General features: G+C 45.4%; 24 protein-coding genes and 1 pseudogene. 18 read left to right on the top strand and 7 right to left on the bottom strand.

What is annotated here, in order from left to right; translation table 11 throughout:
• The 14 genes from ispH (at position 1) to ACUJFK_RS15305 (ending at position 12,197) form a co-directional block, all read left to right on the top strand.
• The gene (gene ispH / locus ACUJFK_RS15370) at positions 1 to 930 is read left to right on the top strand and encodes a 4-hydroxy-3-methylbut-2-enyl diphosphate reductase (protein WP_226751145.1); all 930 of its coding nucleotides are present in this window, start codon (positions 1 to 3) and stop codon (positions 928 to 930) included.
• 14 nt (positions 931 to 944) lie between these two features.
• Positions 945 to 1,970, top strand: a complete 1,026-nt coding sequence (locus ACUJFK_RS15365; RefSeq protein ID WP_445425388.1) for a sensor histidine kinase — start codon at positions 945 to 947, stop codon at positions 1,968 to 1,970.
• Complete coding sequence (locus tag ACUJFK_RS15360; protein ID WP_445425387.1) at positions 1,967 to 2,677, top strand: LytR/AlgR family response regulator transcription factor; 711 nt, start codon at positions 1,967 to 1,969, stop codon at positions 2,675 to 2,677. The genes ACUJFK_RS15365 and ACUJFK_RS15360 overlap by 4 nt, the downstream gene beginning before the upstream one ends.
• Positions 2,678 to 2,784: 107 nt before the next feature.
• On the top strand, positions 2,785 to 3,345 hold the full coding sequence (locus ACUJFK_RS15355) for a GspH/FimT family pseudopilin (RefSeq protein ID WP_226751148.1): 561 nt from the start codon (positions 2,785 to 2,787) through the stop codon (positions 3,343 to 3,345).
• 10 nt (positions 3,346 to 3,355) lie between these two features.
• Positions 3,356 to 3,763, top strand: coding sequence for a type IV pilus modification protein PilV (pilV, locus tag ACUJFK_RS15350; RefSeq protein WP_226751149.1), 408 nt, complete (start codon positions 3,356 to 3,358; stop codon positions 3,761 to 3,763).
• Positions 3,760 to 4,668, top strand: coding sequence for a PilW family protein (locus ACUJFK_RS15345; protein ID WP_445425386.1), 909 nt, complete (start codon positions 3,760 to 3,762; stop codon positions 4,666 to 4,668). Before pilV (ACUJFK_RS15350) ends, ACUJFK_RS15345 begins: the two co-directional genes overlap by 4 nt.
• An 8-nt stretch (positions 4,669 to 4,676) precedes the next feature.
• Positions 4,677 to 5,189 (top strand): pilus assembly PilX family protein, encoded by a 513-nt coding sequence (locus tag ACUJFK_RS15340; RefSeq protein WP_226751151.1) that lies wholly within the window; start codon positions 4,677 to 4,679, stop codon positions 5,187 to 5,189.
• Between the two features lie 19 nt (positions 5,190 to 5,208).
• Complete coding sequence (locus ACUJFK_RS15335) at positions 5,209 to 8,391, top strand: pilus assembly protein (RefSeq protein WP_445425385.1); 3,183 nt, start codon at positions 5,209 to 5,211, stop codon at positions 8,389 to 8,391.
• Positions 8,391 to 8,801, top strand: a complete 411-nt coding sequence (locus ACUJFK_RS15330) for a type IV pilin protein (RefSeq protein ID WP_445425384.1) — start codon at positions 8,391 to 8,393, stop codon at positions 8,799 to 8,801. Before ACUJFK_RS15335 ends, ACUJFK_RS15330 begins: the two co-directional genes overlap by 1 nt.
• Positions 8,802 to 8,881: 80 nt before the next feature.
• The gene (gene pilV / locus ACUJFK_RS15325; protein WP_226751153.1) at positions 8,882 to 9,364 is read left to right on the top strand and encodes a type IV pilus modification protein PilV; all 483 of its coding nucleotides are present in this window, start codon (positions 8,882 to 8,884) and stop codon (positions 9,362 to 9,364) included.
• 6 nt (positions 9,365 to 9,370) lie between these two features.
• Entirely contained in the window at positions 9,371 to 10,330 is a 960-nt protein-coding gene (locus ACUJFK_RS15320; RefSeq protein ID WP_445425383.1) for a PilW family protein, read from the top strand.
• 42 nt (positions 10,331 to 10,372) lie between these two features.
• Complete coding sequence (locus ACUJFK_RS15315; protein ID WP_226751155.1) at positions 10,373 to 10,750, top strand: hypothetical protein; 378 nt, start codon at positions 10,373 to 10,375, stop codon at positions 10,748 to 10,750.
• Entirely contained in the window at positions 10,747 to 11,796 is a 1,050-nt protein-coding gene (locus ACUJFK_RS15310) for a hypothetical protein (RefSeq protein ID WP_445425382.1), read from the top strand. Before ACUJFK_RS15315 ends, ACUJFK_RS15310 begins: the two co-directional genes overlap by 4 nt.
• Positions 11,796 to 12,197, top strand: a complete 402-nt coding sequence (locus tag ACUJFK_RS15305) for a type IV pilin protein (protein WP_445425381.1) — start codon at positions 11,796 to 11,798, stop codon at positions 12,195 to 12,197. Before ACUJFK_RS15310 ends, ACUJFK_RS15305 begins: the two co-directional genes overlap by 1 nt.
• Before the next feature lie 18 nt (positions 12,198 to 12,215).
• Here ACUJFK_RS15305 and ACUJFK_RS15300 read toward each other — a convergent pair whose 3' ends face one another.
• Together ACUJFK_RS15300 and nadE are read right to left on the bottom strand one after the other, a co-directional pair.
• On the bottom strand, positions 12,216 to 12,713 hold the full coding sequence (locus ACUJFK_RS15300; protein ID WP_445425380.1) for a GspH/FimT family protein: 498 nt from the start codon (positions 12,711 to 12,713) through the stop codon (positions 12,216 to 12,218).
• A gap of 82 nt (positions 12,714 to 12,795) precedes the next feature.
• Positions 12,796 to 13,629, bottom strand: a complete 834-nt coding sequence (gene nadE / locus ACUJFK_RS15295) for an ammonia-dependent NAD(+) synthetase (RefSeq protein ID WP_445425379.1) — start codon at positions 13,627 to 13,629, stop codon at positions 12,796 to 12,798.
• Positions 13,630 to 13,766: 137 nt separating this feature from the next.
• On the opposite strand from nadE, the gene glnB reads away from it, so the two are divergent.
• Positions 13,767 to 14,105 carry a nitrogen regulatory protein P-II gene (gene glnB / locus ACUJFK_RS15290; protein WP_226751160.1) on the top strand — a complete coding sequence of 113 codons (339 nt, stop codon included), beginning with the start codon at positions 13,767 to 13,769 and terminating at the stop codon, positions 14,103 to 14,105.
• Here glnB and ACUJFK_RS15285 read toward each other — a convergent pair.
• The 4 genes and pseudogenes from ACUJFK_RS15285 to ACUJFK_RS15270 form a co-directional block, all read right to left on the bottom strand.
• Positions 14,102 to 15,613 (bottom strand): FAD-binding domain-containing protein, encoded by a 1,512-nt coding sequence (locus ACUJFK_RS15285; RefSeq protein WP_445425378.1) that lies wholly within the window; start codon positions 15,611 to 15,613, stop codon positions 14,102 to 14,104. The genes glnB and ACUJFK_RS15285 overlap by 4 nt on opposite strands.
• Positions 15,614 to 15,616: 3 nt before the next feature.
• Positions 15,617 to 16,981 (bottom strand): DASH family cryptochrome, encoded by a 1,365-nt coding sequence (locus tag ACUJFK_RS15280; protein ID WP_445425377.1) that lies wholly within the window; start codon positions 16,979 to 16,981, stop codon positions 15,617 to 15,619.
• Positions 16,978 to 17,880, bottom strand: coding sequence for a hypothetical protein (locus ACUJFK_RS15275; protein WP_445426810.1), 903 nt, complete (start codon positions 17,878 to 17,880; stop codon positions 16,978 to 16,980). Before ACUJFK_RS15275 ends, ACUJFK_RS15280 begins: the two co-directional genes overlap by 4 nt.
• Before the next feature lie 6 nt (positions 17,881 to 17,886).
• Positions 17,887 to 18,506, bottom strand: a pseudogene (locus tag ACUJFK_RS15270) (cryptochrome/photolyase family protein); the annotation flags it as partial.
• A 128-nt stretch (positions 18,507 to 18,634) separates the two neighbouring features.
• Here ACUJFK_RS15270 and ACUJFK_RS15265 point away from each other — a divergent pair.
• The gene (locus ACUJFK_RS15265) at positions 18,635 to 19,282 is read left to right on the top strand and encodes a ZrgA family zinc uptake protein (protein WP_445425376.1); all 648 of its coding nucleotides are present in this window, start codon (positions 18,635 to 18,637) and stop codon (positions 19,280 to 19,282) included.
• 176 nt (positions 19,283 to 19,458) lie between these two features.
• On the opposite strand, the gene ACUJFK_RS15260 is transcribed toward ACUJFK_RS15265, so the two are convergent.
• On the bottom strand, positions 19,459 to 20,004 hold the full coding sequence (locus tag ACUJFK_RS15260) for a DUF3299 domain-containing protein (RefSeq protein WP_236130035.1): 546 nt from the start codon (positions 20,002 to 20,004) through the stop codon (positions 19,459 to 19,461).
• A 67-nt stretch (positions 20,005 to 20,071) separates the two neighbouring features.
• Here ACUJFK_RS15260 and ACUJFK_RS15255 point away from each other — a divergent pair, with 67 nt between their 5' ends.
• Positions 20,072 to 20,764 (top strand): ABC transporter ATP-binding protein, encoded by a 693-nt coding sequence (locus tag ACUJFK_RS15255; RefSeq protein ID WP_236130036.1) that lies wholly within the window; start codon positions 20,072 to 20,074, stop codon positions 20,762 to 20,764.
• On the top strand, positions 20,758 to 22,014 hold the full coding sequence (locus ACUJFK_RS15250; RefSeq protein ID WP_445425375.1) for an ABC transporter permease: 1,257 nt from the start codon (positions 20,758 to 20,760) through the stop codon (positions 22,012 to 22,014). The genes ACUJFK_RS15255 and ACUJFK_RS15250 overlap by 7 nt, the downstream gene beginning before the upstream one ends.
• The last annotated feature ends 4 nt before the right edge of the window (positions 22,015 to 22,018 follow it).

Here is a 22,018-nt window from a genome sequence, read left to right as displayed (position 1 = left end):
ATGGACATTTTGTTAGCTAATCCTCGTGGTTTTTGTGCCGGTGTTGATCGGGCGATCAGTATTGTAGAGCGTGCGTTAGAGTTGTACGAGCATCCGATCTATGTACGACACGAAGTGGTGCATAACAAATTTGTAGTTGATGGCTTACGCCGCAGCGGCGCCGTGTTTGTCGATGAATTAGATGAAGTACCCGATGGCCATATCGTTATTTTTAGTGCGCACGGTGTTTCGCAAGCAGTACGCGAACGAGCTAAACAGCGTGGCTTAAAAGTATTCGACGCGACTTGCCCATTGGTCACTAAAGTGCATATGGAAGTCACCCGTGCCAGTCGTAAAGGCATCGAGTGTATTCTTATTGGGCATGCTGGCCATCCTGAAGTTGAAGGTACCATGGGCCAGTATGACAATGCCGATGGTGGCATTTACTTGGTAGAATCGGTAGAAGATGTCCATACCCTACAAGTTAAAAATCCCGCCTTGCTTTGCTACAGCAGCCAAACCACCTTGTCGGTAGACGATACTGCGGATGTAATTGATGCCCTAAGAACACGCTTCCCAGACATTGAAGGGCCACGCAAAGATGACATTTGTTATGCCACGCAAAATCGTCAAGATGCCGTGCGCGAGTTGGCATCAAAAGCGCAGTTAATGTTAGTGGTGGGAGCAAAGAACAGCAGTAATTCAAACCGCTTACGCGAGTTAGCTGAAAAACTGGGTTGTACTGCCTATTTAATTGATACTGCCAACGACATTCAACAAAGCTGGTTAGACGGTGTCAATAAAGTGGCGGTAACGGCCGGCGCATCTGCGCCAGAAGTACTGGTGCGAGATGTGATTGCCCAATTAAAAATGTGGGGCGGCAAGACGGTAACCGAAACGCAAGGTCGCGAAGAAGGAGTGGTGTTTGCTATTCCGGCTGAGCTTCGTTAAATAGGAAATACCTCATGAAAAAGCTGCAGGATGTGCCTCGTCTCGAACTGCAGCTGCCAGATCTCACTCAGGCAAGTCATTTGCTTCGTGTGGTGGTGTTCTCGCAAGCTCTTGCGTTAATACTGGCATTAGCGCCTTATTCCTCTGAGCCTTTTTGGAGCAGCCTCGGTACTATCAGTCTTTTTATTCACTGGATCAGCTTAGGTAGCTGTTTAGTGTTTAGTCGTTTACAACCTCGTTTGCGCTTTATGTCACTGATGCCATTTGCCTTGGCGGTACAGCTAATATTACTCAGTGTGACCTTTGTATGCTCTTATCTCAGTTTTTGGTTCTTACAGGAAGACAACAATGTATCTTTCTGGACTGAAGCTGCTAACAACTTGATTATTGCCTTTATTGTAGGTTTAGTGCTTATTCAGTTTTTGATTATGTATGATGAATTAGCCCGCAGTATCACGTCACAACAAAAAGCTAAGCTGAGTGCTTTACAAGCACGTATTCGACCGCACTTTCTATTTAACTCACTTAACACGGTGGCAGAATTAATCCATACAGACCAAGACGCTGCGGAACAAGCCTTGTTGAATTTAGCAGACTTATTTCGGGCGGCAATGGCCAGTGCTGAAAATATAAGCTTGCAAGATGAACTGGCACTATGCAAACAGTATCTAGCCCTAGAACAGTGGCGATTAGGCTCGCGTTTGGTGGTAAATTGGCAACTGCCCGAAACGATCCCCACGCTAAACTTACCGGCGTTAACTATTCAACCACTACTAGAAAATGCGGTGCAATATGGTTTTGAAACACGAACGGTAGCGGGGGTACTAGATATCAAAGTGTATCTAGGTAAAAAACAGTTAAGTATTGTTATTGAAAACCCTGTCGCAACGAGTCATAAAAAGCAAAATAAAAACGGTATAGCCATTGCTAATATTCAGCAACGGCTAAAAATATTATTTGGCCAATCCGCTCAGCTGACAACTTATGAGTTGGCTGATATGTATCGAGTGAAACTTGTGTTACCGCTGGAGGGGGAATGAAAGTATTAATTGTTGACGATGAACCCTTGGCAAGAAGCCGCTTACAACGTTTATTAAAACCGATAAATCAAGTTAACTGTGTTGGCGCGGCTGAGCATGCAGCTCAAGCTTGGGAGATGATTGGTACATTACAGCCAGATGTTGTGTTATTAGATATTGATATGCCAGGTGAAGATGGATTAAGCCTAGCTGCAAGGATCGCTGAATTAGCGTTGCCCCCCGCTTTAGTATTTGTAACTGCTCATCCTGAACATGCATTAAAGGCCTATCAAGTGTCTGCTGCCGATTATCTTTTAAAGCCAGTAGTTCCTGAGCGATTGCAGCAAACCTTAACTAAAGTGGGTGCATTAACTCGAGCTCATATTGAGCGGCAACACGGTACTGAAACCAAACTGGCTTATCAATGTGGAAATGTGACAAAAACAGTGCCTCTGGCACAAGTTTATTACTTTGTCGCCGATAGTAAATACGTTAAGGCCATCTTTGAGCATGGCGAAGCTTATTTAGACTTGTCTTTGGCTGAATTAGAGCAACGTTATACACAATTGTTAAGGATCCACCGCAGTTATCTTATTAATCCACAGTATTTTTCTGCTCTAAAACAACATGCCGGACAATATGTTATTCAATTATCATCCTGCGCCGAATCCCTCCCCGTTAGTCGTCGCGCGTTAACGCAAGTTAAACACGCACTGCAACTAGACTAACACTGACCGTTTATCGGCTAATCCTACCGTTAGTCCTTACACCACTTGGTTTATCAAGTTAATCCTTTATAGTAATAAATTGATAGAACTATTGGAGCAAGTCATTAATGCGACGTAACGCAGGCTTTACCTTGATTGAACTGATGATTACTGTGGTCGTGCTCGGCATTGTTGCGACTATCGCGGTGCCTTCTTTTATTTCTCTTGTGCAGTCTAATCAGTTAACTGGTCAAATCAATCAGTTAGTAGGTGCTTTAAGTGCTGCTCGTACTGAAGCGATTAAAATGAATCAAAATGTGGTGTTCTGCCACAGTAGTGATGGCGCAACGTGTTCTGATATTGATGATGGCGCATGGCAAGGTTGGTTGATAGGCCTAGCGCCAACTGATCAAAGCGCCGGGATTGTTGCTGGCAGTATGATGGCTACGGGTTTCTTACAAACGGGGCAATTGATATTACGCGCGAACAACAATATTGCTGATGCTGACTCGCAAGTACGTTTTTCACCCCAAGGTCTGGTGCGAACGACCAATGGTAGACCACTTAATGGTGTGCTTCGCGTTTGTATCAATAACAGCAACGATAACAATACTCGAGATTTGATCATTCGGTCGGGTGGTCATATTGCGGTTGATACTTTGACCCTTACCAGTTGTACAGCGCCATAAGGAGTTACTAATGCCTGCTTTAAAGATGATGAAAAAACAAAAAGGTATTACTTTGCTAGAAGTATTAATTTCAGTCGTAGTGCTGTCGATTGGCTTGCTTGGAATTGCTGGTTTACAAACCGTCAGTCTGAAAAGTACCAACATGGCACACGAGCGCGCAATGGCTGTTATCTTAACTGAAACCTTATTTGAAGTTATGCGTGCCAATGCTGCCGCTGCCAGAGCCGGTGACTTTGCTATGGATTGCAGTTCTCCAGTGGCGGGTACTGAACAATGGTTTGATGATGTTCGGGCGGCGACCTCTCCAGAAACCTGTGCCGTAGTTGCATGGAATAACGGCGTTTATACCGTGACAATTGATTGGAGTAATCAGCGACTTGATGTTGACTCTAGAATTGTAATGGAAACACGCCCATGAAATGGCAAAAAGGTGTGACCCTAACTGAACTACTGATTGCATTAGTATTAGGTATTTTATTACTCGGCGGTGTATTAGGTGTTTTTCTGTCTAATCAAACCACGTCTAGAACCACTGAAGACTTATCTAACTTACAAGATCGTATTCGCTTAGCATTTCAAGTGATGTCTTACGATTTACGCAGCGCAGGGTTTTTAGGTTGTAACAATTCAGAGCGAGTGATTTCCGTGGTACAAGTTGCGGGTGCTTTACCTGTATGGCTAAATTGGCAGGGGGGGCTTGTTGGCACCGCAGCTGATGCTGCTAATAATGAGTCTATGCGCATTATGTACGCGGCTGGGCAAAGTGCCAGCATAAACACGCATGTTCCACCGCGGATGAACCTTAACCAGGACACTAATTTGTCTGTTGGTGATTTAGGTGTCATTTGTGATGATACTTTAACATCGATCTTTCAGGTTTCAGCTGTTGGTAATAACTGGGCTGAGCATGCCGCGGCAGGTTTGAATTGTTCTGCTGATCTGGGTTTTGCCAATCCGTTTATTTGTGCCACTGCTCGTCCAAGAGTTTATCCTGCCGATGCCATGCTAATGCGTTTTGAAACGGTGCGTTGGTTCGTTGCTGCCAGTGAAGTGGATAATACGTTAAATTCATTATTTCGGGAAATAGTGGTGAATGGCGCTGTGGTGCAAGAAGAAGTGTTATTTGGCGTTGAAAGGCTAAGTTTTGCCTATCAAATGCGTAACGCGGCTTTTGGTCCGGTGCCATTTTCCGCTGCTTTAGATATGACGCAGGTCACAGGTGTCAATGTCACCATTTTGCTAGATGCAGCAGCTTATTCAAATATTACGATGGCCGATGATACGCGAACTATCGAGTTTTTTACGACGGTTAGAAATCGTTAGAGGTGTTTATGTTACCAAGAATAAAGCAACAGCAAGGTATTGCCTTAGTCGTCACGCTATTACTGCTGGTGGCCATTACAGTACTCACGCTGTCTAGTATGCAGCGTTCTACCTTGCAAGAGCGAATGACAGCAAACTTGTATGAGCATCAATTATTTGTTCAACAAACCGAATCAGCGCTGCGCGTGGCAGAAAATGTGTTGGCTGGCCTGTTACCTAATCCTGCTACTGCAGTGGGTACACCTGGATTTTACGGTATTCCAACAGCAGGCCAAGCTGATCGTTGGGAGGACCCTGCTACGGTATGGCAAGCTGCTCCTGCGGTGAATGAAATGCTCGATTTACAAGCGCGTTACATTATTGAATATGTTGGTGACTGGCCAACACCTGCGGCACCCGATTGCGACAGTGCAACAACCATTGAAGCAGATTGTTTATCGCCAACCTTTAGAATTACCGCTCGTACTCAGCCTGCAGACAATCGTCCAGGTGTGATTATGCAAACCATCTGGCGTTTATAAGGCTAGTGAGGAAAAAATTATGCAAGCTTTAATGAAAAAATCCGTTTGGTTTATGTGTGGGTTGAACTTTGGTGTTGCCATGTCGGTTTCCGCTGCGACATTATCTATTCCAAACGTCCCTCTGCAAACGGGCAGTGATGTTCCGGCAAATATCATGTTTTTGTTGGATGATTCGGGGTCTATGGCTTGGGAATATATGCCGAATGCCATTGCCAATAATTACAGTGCACCAACTTCAAAAGTCTGTACAGAATATAGAGGCAATGGAAACTGCAAAACGGAGAAAACAATCAGAACGGGAGCTAATGTGCAAAACTATTGGTATTACTCTTCTGAAGTCAACAAAACCTACTATGACCCAAATGTTGTTTATCAAATACCTCCGAATGAAGGCGGCACCTTAACTAATGTTCCAACTTATACTAAAGCTTGGATGGATGGTTTTGACAAAAGTAACTCCAGAGATCTGAGTGATGAATTTGACATGATTACCAATGGCGGGACCTTAAGGTTTACGGAAGGTGGTTTCTATTACAACTATGCGCCTAGTGCCACCGATCTTGTCAGTTGTAATAGTAATCTGAAACAAAATAAATGTTATAGCTATGTTTCAATGAACAGCGCAACTACTGCACAAAAGTCAAACTTTGCGATTTGGTATTCTTATTATCGCAGCCGTAAGTTATTGGCGCGATCTGGGGTTGGTACTGCTTTTTATAACTTACCAGATGATGTGCGAGTAGGTTATGGTGCTTTAAATGATGGTTTAGAGGAAGGCGTTCGTGAGTTTAACCAAGATGGCAGAAAGAACTTTTATGATTGGCTATACGATAGCAAAGCCTCTGGTGGCACACCGCTGCGTAGGACATTAGAATATGCAGGGAATTACTTTTCTACAGATGAGCCATATCGTGCGGACCCAACAAAATCTAGTAGCGCTTTAGTGAGCTGTCGTCAAAACTTCAGTATTTTGACGACGGATGGTTCATGGAATGGTAGCAATCCAGCCAGTAAAATTGGGAACGCTGATGGTGATTCTTATCAAATTACCTTAGCCGACGTTGCAAGTTATTATTACAAAAATGATTTAAGATCCGGCTTAACCAACAATGTACCAAAACGTAAAACAACTTCGCCTAATTGGCAACATATGGTGACTTTTGGTGTAGGTTTAGGGGTTGAAGGTACGTTAGATCCTGAAGTGGCTAAAAATTATGCGCCAAATGATAGCCGTTGGCCAAATCCAAATAATGACGATCGTAAAATTGATGATTTATTACACGCTGCGGTGAATGGCGATGGTGAATTTTTCAGTGCTAAAGATCCGGTAACCTTTAGTAAGCAAATTACTACTGCATTAAAAGCGATTTTAGACCGTATTGCTTCAGCGTCTAATTTAGCAGCCACCACAACGTCATTGTTAGAAGATAACAGTGTGTTTCAAGCTTCATTTAATACTGCAAGTTGGAGTGGTACGTTAATTAGCCGTGATGTGGATGATTTATCCTTACAGTGGTCAGCTAATTTTCCTTCGTGGCAGAGTCGTAACATTCAAACTAGTCGCACTACTTTAGGTATTACAACGTCATTTCCGTTTACATGGGATAATTTATTACCACTTGTGGAGCGTCCTGCATTAGAGTCAGAAATTGTGGTTAATTATTTGCGTGGTGATCGCAGTAATGAAAAACCGTCAGGAACCTTAAGACAGCGCGTGTCTATTTTGGGTGATATTGCACATTCTTCGCCGGTGTATGTTGGCGCGCCACAAAACCGCAATTATCAACGTTATAGCTGGGCGGGCTCGTCATCTTATGCGGCTTTTGTTGCAGATAAAAAAGATCGCGCTCCGATGGTATATGTGGGGGCTAATGACGGCATGTTGCATGGTTTTAATGCTGATACCACCAGCTCAACCAAAGGTATTGAAACTTACGCTTATGTTCCACAAAAAATGCTGACTGCCGCAGCACAATTAGCGTCTTATTCTAAAGAAACCTACGCACATCGTTTTTATGTTGATGGTTCACCGACTGTCGGTGACGTTTACATTAACGGTCAATGGCGTTCTGTCTTGGTCAGCTCTCTAGGCCGAGGTGGTAATAGTGTTTTCGCTTTAGACGTTACAGATCCGACCAATATTACCTTGTTGTGGGATCTGACTATTCCAGAATTAGGTGTGATGACAGCCAAACCCGTTATCACCCGTTTGAATAATGGTCGCTGGGCAGCAGTAATGCCCTATGGTTACAATAACAGCACCAATAAAAGTGGTTTGTTAGTCATTGATATTCAAAATGGTGGCACGCCGATTAAGCTTGAGTTACCGAATACTGCAGGCGAGCTAGGTCAGCCAGAAGGCTGGGATATGAATCGCAATGGTAATGCCGATTGGTTTTTTGCTGGTGACTTAAACGGTAATGTTTGGAAATTTGACTTATCTTCAATCTCTGCAACAGACTGGGGGGTGGCTTACAATAATACACCACTGTTCACTGCTAAAGATGCGGGTAATAAAGCGCAGCCAATTACCGGCGGTATAACGTTATCGAGCCATCCAACAACTGGCGAATTATGGATTTTCTTTGGTACAGGAAAATATTTAGAAACAGGTGATAGCTTAAATACAGATACACAAAGCTGGTATGGTATTGTTGATGGCACAATTATTAGCAATCGTGGTCAATTAGTACCACGCTATATGACGAATACGACCTACACCAACGGAGCTATTACTGAGCAAACAAGGACAGTGACTGCTGGAAGTTCGAATGATTTGGTCAATAAACGTGGCTGGTATATGGATTTAATCGATGCTAGAGAGCGTGTCACCTCAAAAGCTCGTGTTGTCGGCACTAACTTGATTTTAAATACGATTATTCCCGATTCTGATCTATGTAATCCGCAGGGTGATGGTTGGGTTATGGCAATAGACCCTTTTAGTGGCAGCCGCTTGAAATATCACTTGTTTGATTTATCCAATGATGGCGAATTTAATGACTCGGACGGTATCACGACGACTAATGGTCAGCAGACGGTAGTTAACGTTGCCAGTGGTTTGAAATTTGAAGGGATGCCAGGTGAGCCAGTATTTGTTGGTGAGCAGATGCTAGTAGGCGATTCGCGGGTATCTATTGATTCTCGCTTAGTCAACTTACAATTAAGAAGAGGCCGGATCTCCTGGCGTGAGGTAGTAAACTAATGCAAAAAATACGTGGTGTTACCTTGATTGAGCTAATGATTGCCGTTGCTATTATCGGTATCTTGTCGGCTATTGCGTATCCCTCATATACCAACTATGTGTTGCGCTCTAATCGAGCCGCAGCAACGGCTTGTTTAGTAGAGCAAGCGCAGTTGATGGAAAGAACCTACACACAAAATATGAGCTATAATCCAGCGGGCTTTGTCTTACCCAACACGCAATGCCGGCAAGAGCTGGCAACACGCTATGCTTTTGCGCTCTCTACTATAACCGCAAGAACTTTTACGCTTACCGCTACACCAACGAGCATCCAGTCAGGTGATGGCTGTGGCGCATTGACGTTGAATCAGGCTGGGCAAAAAGGTGCGAATGGTGAAGTTAGTGCCGCAGCTGTACAATCGTGTTGGTAGCAATATTTTCACAATATTGACTTGATCTATTAACCGCTGCTGCTATGTTTATTTTCCGAGGATAAAAAACCGAGGTCAATATGAAGCAGCAGCGTGGTGCAACATTGATCGAAGTATTGATCACCTTACTGATTATCAAAATTGGTTTACTTGGCGTGCTAGCTGGGCAACTGCTGGCACTGAAGTGGGTTACTGATGCCACTCAGCGCACTACGGCTATTGCGCTCTCCCAAGAAATTGTACAACAACTGCATAGTTTTAATTCTCCTCACAAAGCCAGCGATTTTCAGCTTGCTGAACAGCCTGCCTCTGAATGCAGTGCCCATCTTCCTTGTCAATATACCGAGGCGCGCCAATATCTTTTGTCACGTTGGCAAGCGAAATGGCAGGGCTCTGCGCATAGTTATGGTTTATTACTCGATCCACAGTTTTGTTTGCAGCAGCACAATGGCCAGCTGCAATTAGCGGTAAGTTGGCAGCAAAATGCAGCATTTGCACAGGGCATAGCGCCTACCTGTAAGGTAGGAAATGGCCGCTCTGGTTTATCTTTAGCCCAAGAGTAACGTCTGATGATTCGGCGGGAAGCTGGTTTCTCTTTAGTAGAATTACTGATTGCAGCCGCGTTAGCCCTGATGTTGTTATTGTTGATGTTAACCACTTTTACTGCGCTAAATCAAAGTTCGACGCAAACACGGCAATTAGCCCAATTGCAGCAAAATGGTCAGTTGGTATTAAATTTACTGCACAATGAATTAAAGAATACGGGGTTTTGGGGTGGGTTACCGCAACAGCAATTAGCCGAAGCCGCAACCTTACCTTTACCGGCCGGCGACTGTGTTGTTGAAGGGTTAGATAGCGGCAGTTTTCCGATGAGTGGTCAGTCTTTTCTCACTTTATATGCTGCCAGGGCAACCGGTGGTCGGCAATTAGGTTGTTTAAATAACCTGATCAGAGATACAGAGTTTTTACAGTTAAAACGTAGTATTGGCTTAATTGTGGCACCTGATGAAATGCGCGCGAATCGGTTTTATTGGCAAGCGGATTGGCAGCAAGGTCGATTTGTTGCGGTTGATGCCGCACAGCTGAATGCTGGGATGTTGTTTCCTTATCAGCATCTAGTATTTTATTTGCAGCAGCAAAACCAAAATGGTCAAACTATCCCTGTGTTAATGCGTAAAAGATTAGTTCGCAATGCAGCGGGGGCAGCCAGTATCAGTACGGATTCTATTATTGATGGTGTTGAGCGGCTGCATTTTGAATTTATGATTGATAGTGATTTGGATGGGCGGCCTAACTTTAGCTTAGCGAGCCACCAAATGACAGTAGAGCATTGGTTGCAACAACAAAGCCGGATTGTGGGTTTGCAATATCATGTGTTGTTAAGGTCTCTGGAACCTGACCATCATTATAACAATACACAGCAATATCAACTTGGTAGCATTCAGTTTGAGGCGCCAGGTGATGCCTATCGTCGCTTGCAGTTAAGTGGCGCTGTCTATTTTGAAAACGCTGTTCTGGCAGAGCAGTAAAACGGTTAGTTACATTATTGTTATTGATACTTCGGAGGCGCTATGAGAAATCGCGGCATGGTTTTACTCACTGCACTGTTGTTCTTAACGGTTATGTTATTAGTTGTAGGCAGTAATTTATTTATCAGCAAGTTAAGTGCTAAGTCTGCACAGGCAGCTCAGCAGCAGTTGCAGTTAGAGTTTCGTGCTTTAGAACAACATTTGATGATGTTAAATAATGTTGATCCTGAAGAATTACCTCGAAATAGCTGGGATATGCCTGCTTGTCCTGCCATTTACGCAGCGTGGAGTGATCCTGAATTGCAGTGTGAGCTGCTATTTGTTGAAACAGCTTTACGCAGTGATGAGCGGCCAGTGTTCGCTCGTTATAATAGCATTTTGCTGCGAAAACGCTTTCGGTTTGCGGAGGATAAGCCATGATGCGCTTTCTTCTATTGTTAGCCATTTTAGCGCTACCAGTACATGCGCTTTGCCCACCTTTAACCCCCGAGGCAACGCAAGTGAAGCTTCAGCATGATCTGAACGGGCAACTGTGGTTGCAAAGTAGTGAATCAGCTCAGCAGCTGCTATTAACTGAAGATAAACTGGGGAAGGTTGTCGCTCACCTTGAGCTTACCACAACGGGCATTCATTCAAGTATTCAAGCTCAACCCTTAGTTGAAGATCGTAACCTTGATGGTGTCGTCGATCATATTTGGTTACTCAGTCGTGAAGGTTTACTTTGGCGTTTACCCTATGCCGATGGTCAGTTTGGTGTTGCCCGAGAAATGGCAGATTTAACCGCAAGTGGCCTACGCTTTATTGCAACCGCTGGCCTACTTAGAACGAAGCTACCAACGACCCTAGCGCCACCCAGTTGGGGTATTGCCGATCAGTATTTAGTATTGGTCATTGGCCGTCACCCGCAAACCGGGCACGATAGCATTATGCTATTACGATTTGGTTTAAATCGGTTGCAGCAAAGCGTTATTCATTATCAACACCTCGCCGACCGAACCTTATTAGATCCAGCAGAACAACCCCAAACACTCAGTGCACAAGATTGGCGCGCATTACTGTCTAATGCCGGTTGGAAGATACATTTACCAGGCAAAATTAGCAGCAAACCGTTGGTCGCTGCCGGTGTTTTGTATGCCCCTGTCGCCAAAACAGACACTGCTGCAGAGTGTGAAACAGAGCAAACTGAGCAGTTATTATATGCGCTGCAAGTGCATACTGGCGGTCGAGTTTATGCAGAGCGAATGATGACGGTGCCTTTTCTGGCGGATGCGCAACTGCGTTTGCGTCAAAATGCGGATAAAAGCATTAAATTAGAGTTAGGTTCAGACTTTCAAAACCGCTTGTTATTAACGAATTTACGTAAAGTGAGTGCAGAGTGTTATCACTGCAGTGAGCCGTTAAGTTTGGATAAGTTTCCTATTTGGCAGCGTTTAGCAACCTATCGAAGTGAACAAGGGGCTCACTAATGCAAGCGCGTGGTGTCACGCTTATTGAAATGCTGATTGTAGTGCTACTGATCGGCATATTAGGGGCTATCGCTTATCCCGCTTATCAGCAGTATGTGCTGCGCAGTTATCGCGCTGAAGCGGTGAAAACCTTGCTCATTCTCGCGAATAGGCAAGAGCAAAGGTTAGCAGATTATGGTGCTTATACCGCTGACTTGGCTCAGTTAGGCTTTGTGCAAAGCTTATCTGAGTCAGGGCGTTATCGAATTACTGTTGAGCTCACGGCAGGGAAATTTGCCTATCAGTTGCGCGTAACGGCAGAGGGGCCGCAAACCCAAGATCGTGACTGTTTACGTTTTAGTCTTAATCATCTGGGGCAGCGCAATCATACTTTAACTGAGCCGCTGTCGTGTTGGAACTAACGGCCGTTTAGCGACCTGTTAAATCGGACAAGCCTGCTCATAGCGCGTTAAACGATTGCGGCCAGCTTGGTTTAACACTAAGCGATAATGCCATTGATAGCGACTAGGAGGGCAATAGTAAAAGGTGCCATTTTCCAGAGCATCTAAGCTACCGTCGCGCCGAAATTGTAATTGTTGTCGATGGTAGCTTAGTCGATGGTCGTTTTTAAGCGCGGGCAGTTCGCGTAACAGCACGGTTTCATTATTAATTGGATCAAGTAACAGCAATTGAATGGGATCGTGCTGCCATTGTCCTTGACAGTGTTGACCTTGGATCGGACAGATTTTGACCGGTTGTTGGCTACTGCTCGCTTGGATCCTCGCAAAGTGTAAATGTCGACTGAACTGTTGCATGTAGCTGCTGGCGTGTTGCCGATGCATCAGTTCAGACATGGCCGGAGCAGCAATGGATAACAGGATAACCAGTACAAGTAGAGCAACAAGTAATTCGATTAAGCTTAAACCGCGTGAGATCATGGCGACACTCCTGCTGTATCAAACAATCAAGAGTGTAGCCAAGAATTCATGAAAGTTAAATTTAAATTAAAAAAATGTTTATTTATGGCAGATCATAAATAGTTGGGATCGGTTGACGCTTGTGTTGCGTCTTTTGGAAAATTTGCACTAAACGCTCTGAAACCGCAGCATCGACTGTTTTACCTTCCAGAAAATCATCAATTTGCTGATAGGTCAGGCCAAGCGCGGCTTCATCGGCTTTTTGTGGTGCTAGACACTCTAAATCAGCCGTAGGCGTTTTTTCAACCAGTGTGGCGGGTGCACCAAGATGTTTTGCCAAGGCACGAACTTGACGTTTGCTTAAACCAAATAACGGTGCCATATCGCAAGCGCCATCGCCCCATTTAGTATAAAAGCCGGTAATGTTTTCAGCAGAGTGATCGGTACCTATCACCAAGCCACCTTGCAGGGCCGCGATATGATACTGTGCCACCATACGACAGCGCGCTTTAACGTTGCCTTTGGCAAAGTCGGCTTGAGCTGCATTGGCTTGAGGTAAGCCTTCAATACCTGCTAGGGTGCTTTGATGTAAGGCATCGGCGGCGGCTTTGATATTTACAGTGACAACATGGCTAGGTTGAATAAAGCCCAATGCCAGTTGCGCTTCGTCTTCGTCTTTTTGTGTACCATAAGGTAAACGGACAGCGATAAAACGATAAGTATTTGCTGCGGTGGCATTCAGCTCATCAACAGCGAGTTGTGCTAAGCGGCCACAGGTCGTCGAATCGACACCGCCACTAATACCTAACACCAATGTGTTTAAGCCTGATGCGGTAAGTCGCGATTTAATAAAATCAATGCGGCGACGGATCTCGTGTTCAACGTCAATTTGCGGCAATACCCGCATTTCCCGGATAATATGTTGTTCAATAGTCATAATAGCCTCATCGATTAGTGCCTGTTTATCTTAACGTATCTCAGCAGAAGAAGATCAACTAATTATTAGACAAAAGCTGAAGCCTTATGCGGCTTGTATTATACTGCGGCTATCAATGAGGGAATGGACGAAAAAACATGAAAAAAATTGAAGCGATTATTAAACCTTTCAAGCTTGATGATGTGCGAGAAGCGTTAGCTGAAATTAACATCACAGGTATGACTGTCACCGAAGTAAAAGGTTTTGGTCGGCAAAAAGGCCATACCGAGTTATATCGTGGCGCGGAGTATATGGTCGATTTTTTACCCAAAGTGAAATTAGACATTGTCGTACCCGATGACCAAGTTGAGCGTTGTATTGAAGCGATCGTGACAACCGCACAAACCGGGCGTATTGGTGACGGTAAGATCTTTGTATTCGATGTAGAACGCGTGGTGCGCATCAGAACGGGCGAAGAAGACGAAGAAGCGCTTTAATCGTTAAATAACGCTAATTGCTTGCGTGATATGGGCTTGCTTCGTGTCGACGGTCGCTTACGACTAGCATGTTTGCGTACAATTCGTTGTTTTTGTTCTTTCCAATCCGGTTGATGCTGTTGCAGCCAGTGTTTTAAACGCTGGCGAGCCAGTTTAATCGCTTGCTCGTGCGGCACAACGGGCGCGGGATAATCGATATCTAATCGACATACATACTGCTGTTGTTGTTGGCGGTTCAGCAACCAAGGTTGATGCAACCAGCCATCTGGCACCTGCTGTAATTCAGGCAACCACTGCCGTATAAACTTTCCTTCAGGGTCTTTCTGGATACTTTGTTTCACAGGATTGTACATGCGATTGGGATTAATGCCCGTGGTGCCAGCTTGCATTTGAATTTGTGGATAATGGATCCCAGGCTCGTAATCGACAAAGCAGCGGGCTAAGTGTAAAGCAACCGGGCGCCAGTGCAACCAAAGGTGATAACAGGCAAAAGCCACTAACATGGCTCTGGCACGAAAATGCAGCCAGCCGGTAGCTAACAAACTGCGCATTGCCGCATCTATCATCGGGTAGCCTGTTTGCCCCGTAGCCCAGGCCTGAAATAATCCCGCAGAAAAATCATTTTCTCTCATGCCATCAAAGCCACGATGCAGATTACGCATTTCTAGTTCAGGTTCATCTTCGAGCTTTTGCATAAAATGACAGTGCCAACGCAGGCGACTATAAAAAGCATCAAGACCGCGTTGTTGATTCTCGTGCTCAGTGGTCTTGCGCTGCTGCCAGGCCTGTTGTTGCAATTGGCGCATACTGAGCAAGCCATAACTTAAGTAGGGGCTTAAGCGTGAGCAGGCCTGCGGAGCTTTACTAGCATAAGAGATGCCACCCCGATAGCTTTTCACTCTATTGGTTAGAAAGCTCTGTAAGGTGTTACTCAGTGCTGCTGCCTGCTGCGGTGACTGACAAAGTGGCAAATCTTTACTGCGTATTGGCCATTGCAGAGGGGCTTGCCAGTTAGCGGCAGTAATAAAAGGAAGCTGTTTGGGAATAGGAAATAATGGCTGTGTTAGCCACTCATCCGCTTGTTTAAACCAAAGATCACGATCGGCAAGCCGCCGAAATACCGCAAACTGCCGATACTGATGCCAAGGTATTGCTAGCTCATGCCATAGCTTTTCTACCGCCAGGTCGCGCTGATAACTCCATAAATTACCGGTTTCTTCATGGCTATACACCGCCGTAATGGGAAACTGCTCGGTCAGTTGTCGAAAGACTCGGCTTGCGGCGCCATAGAAGACCAATAAAGGCTGACCCAAGGCAGAGAACTGTTGCTGTAGCTGTTCTAAAGCTGAACAAATAAAAGCCCAATGGCGCAAAGAGGTATCAGGTTGCTGCCAGTAATCGGGTTCGATGATATACACCGGTAAAACCGCTGCACCTTGTTGTGCAGCGTAGTGCAAGGCGGCATGATCGGCTAAGCGTAAATCGCGTTTTAGCCATAACAGATGCATGGGCTAGTCCAACTCTTTTAACCAATTATGCCATTGAGCAGGGATCGGTGTGTTGGCTTGTGGGCGATGAGCTGTTTTATCCTTAGCGGTGAGTTCGGGTAACATGTGTCGAACAAAATCGGCTTTTGGATCATAGGCCAATGCTTGCTTTATCATATTAAAAGGGCGCGCTTCACTATTACCATAACCGGCAATATAGGCCCAATTTCCCCAGTTGCTGGCGCATTCGTAATCGAGCAGGCGTTGTTCAAAATATGCCGCACCCAAACGCCAATCTATGGCTAAATCATGGATTAAATAACTGGCCACATTTTGTCGACCGCGATTACTCATTAAACCACTTTGATTAAGTAAGCGCATATTGGCATCAACAAAAGGAATGCCAGTTTGACCAGCACACCATGCTGCAAACTTACGCCGTTGTGTTGCGGTAAGCTGCGGTGGTTGAAAATTCGGCTGACCTTTTATACCCGTTTGGCTAAACCAACGAGATTGGTATTTACGCATTTGCCAGCGAAAAAACTCTCGCCATAACAACTCGAACTTAAGCCAATAGGTTGAATCATTCGCTTGTACTTGTTGCTCAAATTCAACAATTTGTTGCCAAAGATCGCGCGCGGATAAACTGCCCATCGCTAAAGCGCTAGAAAAGAAGCTGGCGTAATGCTCACCTTGCAGCGCATTACGCGTTTCTTTGTAATGTAAAATATGCTGCTCTTGCCAGATGTACTGCTGCAAGCGTTGCCAAGCGGCTGTTTCAGTAATAATGGGGGGGTTAGCCGCACTGCTCGCATGTCGATAATCATCTAATGCTGACCATTTGGCGTGGTAATGCTCAGCCTGTTGCGGTGTTGACCAATGTTGTTCAGCGCGGGGAATAAAAGGTGTAACGGGTAACGATACTTGCAACAGCGGTTCGTGGTTTTTGCGAAACGCAGTAAAACGGTCTGGCATTCGATTGATATCAGGCCGAAGTGCTGCACCGAATAAGCTGTTGCAATCGAGCAGTGTTAGCGTTATGGAGCCTGCTAATTGCTGCAACGCAGCGTACTCGTGCGGCGAGGTAGGCTCGGCCGCAATCAGCGTTGTGGCATTCAGCTCATTTGCCAGTGCCTGCAAGGTACTGGCGGTATTACCAAAGCGTAATATTAAACCGATCTGCTTGCTGGCTAAGGCCTGTTGCAGATGCAAGATAGCCTGTATCTGTTGATTTAAACGCCATAAATTCGCGCGATAAAGCCCGTATTGTTGGCCGAAAAATTGGGCTTTATCTAATACTACTACCGCGTGTAAAGTACCGCTGCCAGCATTGAGCAGCGGGTTATCACGTAAGCGTAATGCCTGATTCAGTAGAACTAAGGTGCTCATAATTGCTCAAGCTTATTCAGCAACACAGACGCGTGCTGTTTAATTGCAGCTTGCTGTTCAGGCGTTTTGCGTTGCCAGTTTTTGAAAGCCAGTTGCAGCCGAGCGTTTTGACCTAATTGCTCATGGTTTCGGTCTAAAAAGTCCCAATACAGTGCATTAAACGGGCAGGCTTTCTCACCGGTAACATCTTTTACTTTGTAATGGCAATTTTTGCAGTAATTACTCATTCGATTTACGTAAGCGCCGCTAGCTGCATAGGGTTTTGACGCTAACTCTCCGCCATCGGCAAACAACGCCATACCCATGGTATTCGGCAGCTCTACCCATTCATAGGCGTCGACATAGACCGCCAAATACCAATCGCATATCGCTTGCACATCTAAGCCCGCCAAAAGGGCAAAATTACCGGTAATCATTAAGCGCTGAATATGATGAGCATAGCCGTATTCCATCGTTTGTGAGATGGCTTGCTGCATACAGCGCATCTTGGTTTTGCCACTCCAAAAATAACTGGGCAGCAGCGTCGTAGCAGAGAAATAATTTTGCGCGGCATAATCTGGCATTTTTAGCCAATACAGGCCGCGTACAAATTCACGCCAGCCTATGAGCTGGCGAATAAAGCCTTCGGCGGCATTTAAACTGACTTTCTCGCTACGCCAAGCGGCTTCGACTTTTTGGCACATCCAGCGCACATCAAGTAAACCCGCATTTAAATACATGGAGCAGAGGCTGTGAAATAAAAATGGCTGATCAACCAACATCGCATCTTGATAATCGCCAAAGTTGGCCAGTTGTTGTTCGATAAAATGCATAAAAGCTTGGCGCGCGTCTTTACCGGTTACCGCATATTGAAAATTATCGACAGAGCCAGGGTTATCAGCAAATTCAGTCGCAACCAACTGACACACTTGCTGAGTAATGTCATCGTGGCTAAATTTAAGGGGGGGATGGCCACTAAATCGGGTGGACAGGCTTTACGGTTTTCTTTATCAAAGTTCCACTGCCCACCAACCGGTTGTTGTTTAGCATCCAGCAGTAAGCCGGTGTAGCGGCGCATTTGCCGATAAAAGTACTCCATGCGCAGTTGCTGCCGGCCGCTAGCCCATTGGTTAAACATCTCTTTCGAGCAGAGAAAACGGTCGTCTTCGAGGATGGTGACAGGCCGCTGAAAATGCGCTGACCAACCGAGAATTTCTTGATGCAGACGGTATTCACCGCATTCCGTTATGGCAATTTCTGACATATCGGTTTGCGCAAGCGCATAGGCTACGGCGTCTGTCATGCTATGGATGCCGGCTTGCTGGCCATATTTAACGTAGCAAACTTTGCGGCCCTGTTGCTCTAGAACAGCAGCGAAATGGCGCATGGCACTGAAAATAAGCACAATTTTATGCTTGTGATGTTTCACATAGCTGGCTTCACTGCCAACTTCAGCCATTAAAATGACGTCATCCGCACTGGCTTCGCGCAGGCTGGCGATCGCGGGGCTAAGTTGATCACCTAAAATAACAATAAGTTTGGGCATTACGTCAGACCACTACAATCAATATCGCCTGATACGGGATTAACCGCCCATTTAGATCAGCTAGATCAGCATTGCGGCCAGACTAAATCTGAGTATGATGGTGGCAATAAATTTAAGAGGTATGTGCTGTGAAAAGAAAATTAGTTGCTTTGCTTATGGTTACAGGCAGTGTATTGGCTTATCAAGTTCAAGCTACCGATCAGGCGTTAGCCGCCTCAACCGCTAAAACTGAACATCAGGTTGCCACAGAGGTACCCGAGTTGCATCAGCATAATGCTGGCGATGAGCATACGCATGCTGCTGCAGAGCATTCACACGAGGCCGATGATTTTACACAGCTTGGTACTCATGTGCATGGGGTTGCCAGCCTGACATTGATTTTAGAAGGAAATGAGTTGCAGTTAGCATTGCAAGCTGCGGCGGCTACTATTGTGGGCTTTGAACATGCCCCGCGTACTGCCGAGCAAAAGCAAGAATTAACGCTGGCATTAGACATCCTATCCCAAGGTCAGTGGTTAAATTTAAGTAAGGATGCAAACTGTGAAATTCAAGGCAGTGATGCGAGCACGGATCTGACCGAGCGCACCTACAGTGGTCACGGCGATTTTTATGCCAATATCAGTTTTTTATGTCAGCGCCCGGCATTGTTACAACAGCTTGATGTGAGTTTATTTAATCTGCTCCCGTCGCTTCAAACGATGGATGTGCAGTGGGTGTTAAATGGTCAACAAGGTGCCGCTAAAGCGACGCTGGGTAACAGCCAAGTGCGCTTTTAAATAAAGCCTAATGCATCCGCACAACAGTGCTGTAATGCGTTTTAGCCTATTACTATCTGTGGATTGCAGATGAGTGCGTTTGTGAGCACATTTATTGGTTAAACAGGCGCTAGCCGATAAAAAAACCGGTCATTTAACGTGACCGGTTTTTTTGTAGGCAGATAAACGGAGTAACATTACCAAGTATATTCTTCTACTTTATCCGCTTTCATACTATAAGCCGCATTGGCTAAATCGTGAGACATGCTTTCGGTCGTAATAGTACCAATTATCCAAAATGGTGAATAAATCATATCTGCACGCAGGTTAGATGCACCACTCACATAAATAATTTGATTTGGTGGTGGTGGCGGTACGTGGATACAGGCACCAAAGTATGGCACGAGAAAGAAGCTCGTTACATTCTGATCAGCATCAAATTCCAGAGGGACAATAAAGCCAGGGATCTTGACTTTAACGTTATTGAACTCGGGTTTAACTTTGGCAGACTGCAAAATTTGCTGCCAGGCTTGTGCGGCAGGATCTTCACCATTGTAGTTTTCTTCAAACGGTGAAGGTTGGCTATAATCATGGGCCACTTCGGGCATGGCCATTAACGCCTGTAAATCATCTTCAGGCATTAAATCCGTCCACTCAATGGTTTTAACTTCGTTGGCATGCACGCTAAAAGCCAAACTTGCGGCCAGTACCAGAGAAAACGCAACAGACAACTTCTTGAACATTGGAGCTTCGCCTCTTAATTTTGCATAATAGCTTATAGGCTATCATAGCATGCATAATGGAGTACCTGTGACCACCAAGCCGAAAATTCCTGCTATTGAACTCAAAGATCTGCAATTCTGGTATCGCGCCGGTGCTTGGCAATTGTCACTACCGGCAGTAACACTCGAGCATGGCCAACATTTATTTATACAAGGCGCTTCAGGCTCTGGTAAAACGACTTTGTTAAACTTGCTGGCGGGTATCACAGCACCCAGTGCCGGAGAATTATGGGTGCAAGGCCATGCCATGCATCAACTTAGCGCAGCAAAGCGCGATAAGCTGCGAGCCAGTCAAATTGGTGTGGTGTTTCAACAGCTTAATTTAATTCCTTATCTTTCAGTTTTAGATAACGTACTGTTACGTGCCACCTTTGCGGGTCAAGCGGCTATCACTTTACAGCAACGTGCCATCGATTTATTAAGGGCGCTAGGACTCACCGATGATTTACAGCGGCAGCGTGCCAGTGCCTTAAGTGTTGGCCAACAGCAACGGGTGGCCATTGCGCGCGCCTTGTTAACGCAACCCGCTTTGTTAATCGCTGACGAGCCGACTTCGGCGCTGGATGCGAATAATCGCGATGCCTTTATGCAAGTACTGTTAACCGAAGCGGATAAGTGTGCAACAACAGTCATTTTTGTTAGCCATGATCAGCAACTCAAGCGCTATTTTCACTTTGAGTTATCGATGGCTGATTTGGCCAAAGGAGTGGTGGCATGTTAATCAAACTGGCACGTCTGAGTTTATGGAACCGGAAAGGTACAGCGTTAATGACTCTGTTGTCGCTAACGCTCAGTTTAGTGTTGCTATTGGGCATCGAACATATTCGTAAGGAAGCGCGCAGCAGTTTTACTAATACCGTATCGGGTACGGATCTAATTGTGGGTGCGCGCTCTGGGCAATTAAATTTATTGTTGTATTCGGTCTTTAGAATTGGCAATGCTACCGCTAATGTCAGTTGGGCAACCTATGAACGTATTGCTAAGCATCCGCAAATTAGTTGGACCATCCCGCTAGCCCTAGGTGACTCGCATCGAGGTTATCGTGTGCTAGGCACAAATCAAGGTTACTTTGAGCATTATCGCTATGCAAACCAGCAAGGTTTAAGCTTTGCTGCTGGCGAGCAATTTGCAGGCGTCTACGAGGCGGTATTGGGGGCAGAAGTCGCTAAACAATTAGGCTATCAGCTAGGACAAGAAATCACGCTAGCGCATGGTGTAGGCGCCGTCAGTTTCTCTGAGCACAAAGATAAGCCTTTTGTGATTAAAGGTATCTTAGCGGCCACGGGCACACCAGTTGATCAAACCGTGCATATTAGCCTTGAGGGCATAGAAGCGATACATATCGATTGGCAGCAAGGTGCGCCAATGCCCGGGCGTAAAATTAGCGCTGAACAAACCTTAGAAATGGATTTAACCCCAAAGGCGTTGACGGCTTTTATGGTGGGGCTTAATTCAAAAATGGCCACTTTTGTTGTGCAGCGGCAAATTAATGAGTTTCGTGGTGAGCCGCTAACCGCTATTTTACCTGGCGTGGCTTTAGCTGAACTGTGGCAAATGCTCAGTATGGTTGAAAATATTTTGTTGTTAATTACGCTCATGGTGCTTGCTGCCGGTTTAGTTGGCATGATGACAACTTTACTGGCATCGATGCGCGAGCGGCAGCGTGAAATGGCCATCTTACGTGCGGTAGGGGCGAGCCCGTGGTATGTTTTTTGGTTAATTCAATTAGAAGTGCTGTTATTAACCTTAGTTGCTATGTTGCTGTCGGCAGCAGTCTTGTTATTAACGTTATTTGGTGTGCAAGATTGGCTAGCAGCACATTATGGCCTGTTTATTAGCGTGATGCCTTTTAGCACCGAAACATTGTACTGGGCGGGCGGCATTTTAGCAGCAGCCAGTGTCTTGGCGTGTATTCCGGCATTTGTGGCCTATCGAAAAGCCTTAACCGATGGTTTAAGCGTAAAATTATAAGGTT

The sequence above is a fragment of the Alishewanella sp. HL-SH06 genome (genome assembly GCF_052656265.1).
The sequence above is the reverse complement of the archived record's forward strand: the minus strand, read 5'-3'. Positions and strand labels throughout refer to the sequence as shown.

Bases quoted from the DNA above. Each gene is read 5' to 3' on its own strand.
- ispH (WP_226751145.1), top strand. From the start codon at position 1: ATGGACATTTTGTTAGCTAATCCTCGTGGTTTTTGTGCCGGTGTTGAT.
- ACUJFK_RS15365 (WP_445425388.1), top strand. From the start codon at position 945: ATGAAAAAGCTGCAGGATGTGCCTCGTCTCGAACTGCAGCTGCCAGAT.
- ACUJFK_RS15360 (WP_445425387.1), top strand. From the start codon at position 1,967: ATGAAAGTATTAATTGTTGACGATGAACCCTTGGCAAGAAGCCGCTTA.
- ACUJFK_RS15355 (WP_226751148.1), top strand. From the start codon at position 2,785: ATGCGACGTAACGCAGGCTTTACCTTGATTGAACTGATGATTACTGTG.
- pilV (WP_226751149.1), top strand. From the start codon at position 3,356: ATGCCTGCTTTAAAGATGATGAAAAAACAAAAAGGTATTACTTTGCTA.
- ACUJFK_RS15345 (WP_445425386.1), top strand. From the start codon at position 3,760: ATGAAATGGCAAAAAGGTGTGACCCTAACTGAACTACTGATTGCATTA.
- ACUJFK_RS15340 (WP_226751151.1), top strand. From the start codon at position 4,677: ATGTTACCAAGAATAAAGCAACAGCAAGGTATTGCCTTAGTCGTCACG.
- ACUJFK_RS15335 (WP_445425385.1), top strand. From the start codon at position 5,209: ATGCAAGCTTTAATGAAAAAATCCGTTTGGTTTATGTGTGGGTTGAAC.
- ACUJFK_RS15330 (WP_445425384.1), top strand. From the start codon at position 8,391: ATGCAAAAAATACGTGGTGTTACCTTGATTGAGCTAATGATTGCCGTT.
- pilV (WP_226751153.1), top strand. From the start codon at position 8,882: ATGAAGCAGCAGCGTGGTGCAACATTGATCGAAGTATTGATCACCTTA.
- ACUJFK_RS15320 (WP_445425383.1), top strand. From the start codon at position 9,371: ATGATTCGGCGGGAAGCTGGTTTCTCTTTAGTAGAATTACTGATTGCA.
- ACUJFK_RS15315 (WP_226751155.1), top strand. From the start codon at position 10,373: ATGAGAAATCGCGGCATGGTTTTACTCACTGCACTGTTGTTCTTAACG.
- ACUJFK_RS15310 (WP_445425382.1), top strand. From the start codon at position 10,747: ATGATGCGCTTTCTTCTATTGTTAGCCATTTTAGCGCTACCAGTACAT.
- ACUJFK_RS15305 (WP_445425381.1), top strand. From the start codon at position 11,796: ATGCAAGCGCGTGGTGTCACGCTTATTGAAATGCTGATTGTAGTGCTA.
- ACUJFK_RS15300 (WP_445425380.1), bottom strand. From the start codon at position 12,713: ATGATCTCACGCGGTTTAAGCTTAATCGAATTACTTGTTGCTCTACTT.
- nadE (WP_445425379.1), bottom strand. From the start codon at position 13,629: ATGACTATTGAACAACATATTATCCGGGAAATGCGGGTATTGCCGCAA.
- glnB (WP_226751160.1), top strand. From the start codon at position 13,767: ATGAAAAAAATTGAAGCGATTATTAAACCTTTCAAGCTTGATGATGTG.
- ACUJFK_RS15285 (WP_445425378.1), bottom strand. From the start codon at position 15,613: ATGCATCTGTTATGGCTAAAACGCGATTTACGCTTAGCCGATCATGCC.
- ACUJFK_RS15280 (WP_445425377.1), bottom strand. From the start codon at position 16,981: ATGAGCACCTTAGTTCTACTGAATCAGGCATTACGCTTACGTGATAAC.
- ACUJFK_RS15260 (WP_236130035.1), bottom strand. From the start codon at position 20,004: ATGTTCAAGAAGTTGTCTGTTGCGTTTTCTCTGGTACTGGCCGCAAGT.
- ACUJFK_RS15250 (WP_445425375.1), top strand. From the start codon at position 20,758: ATGTTAATCAAACTGGCACGTCTGAGTTTATGGAACCGGAAAGGTACA.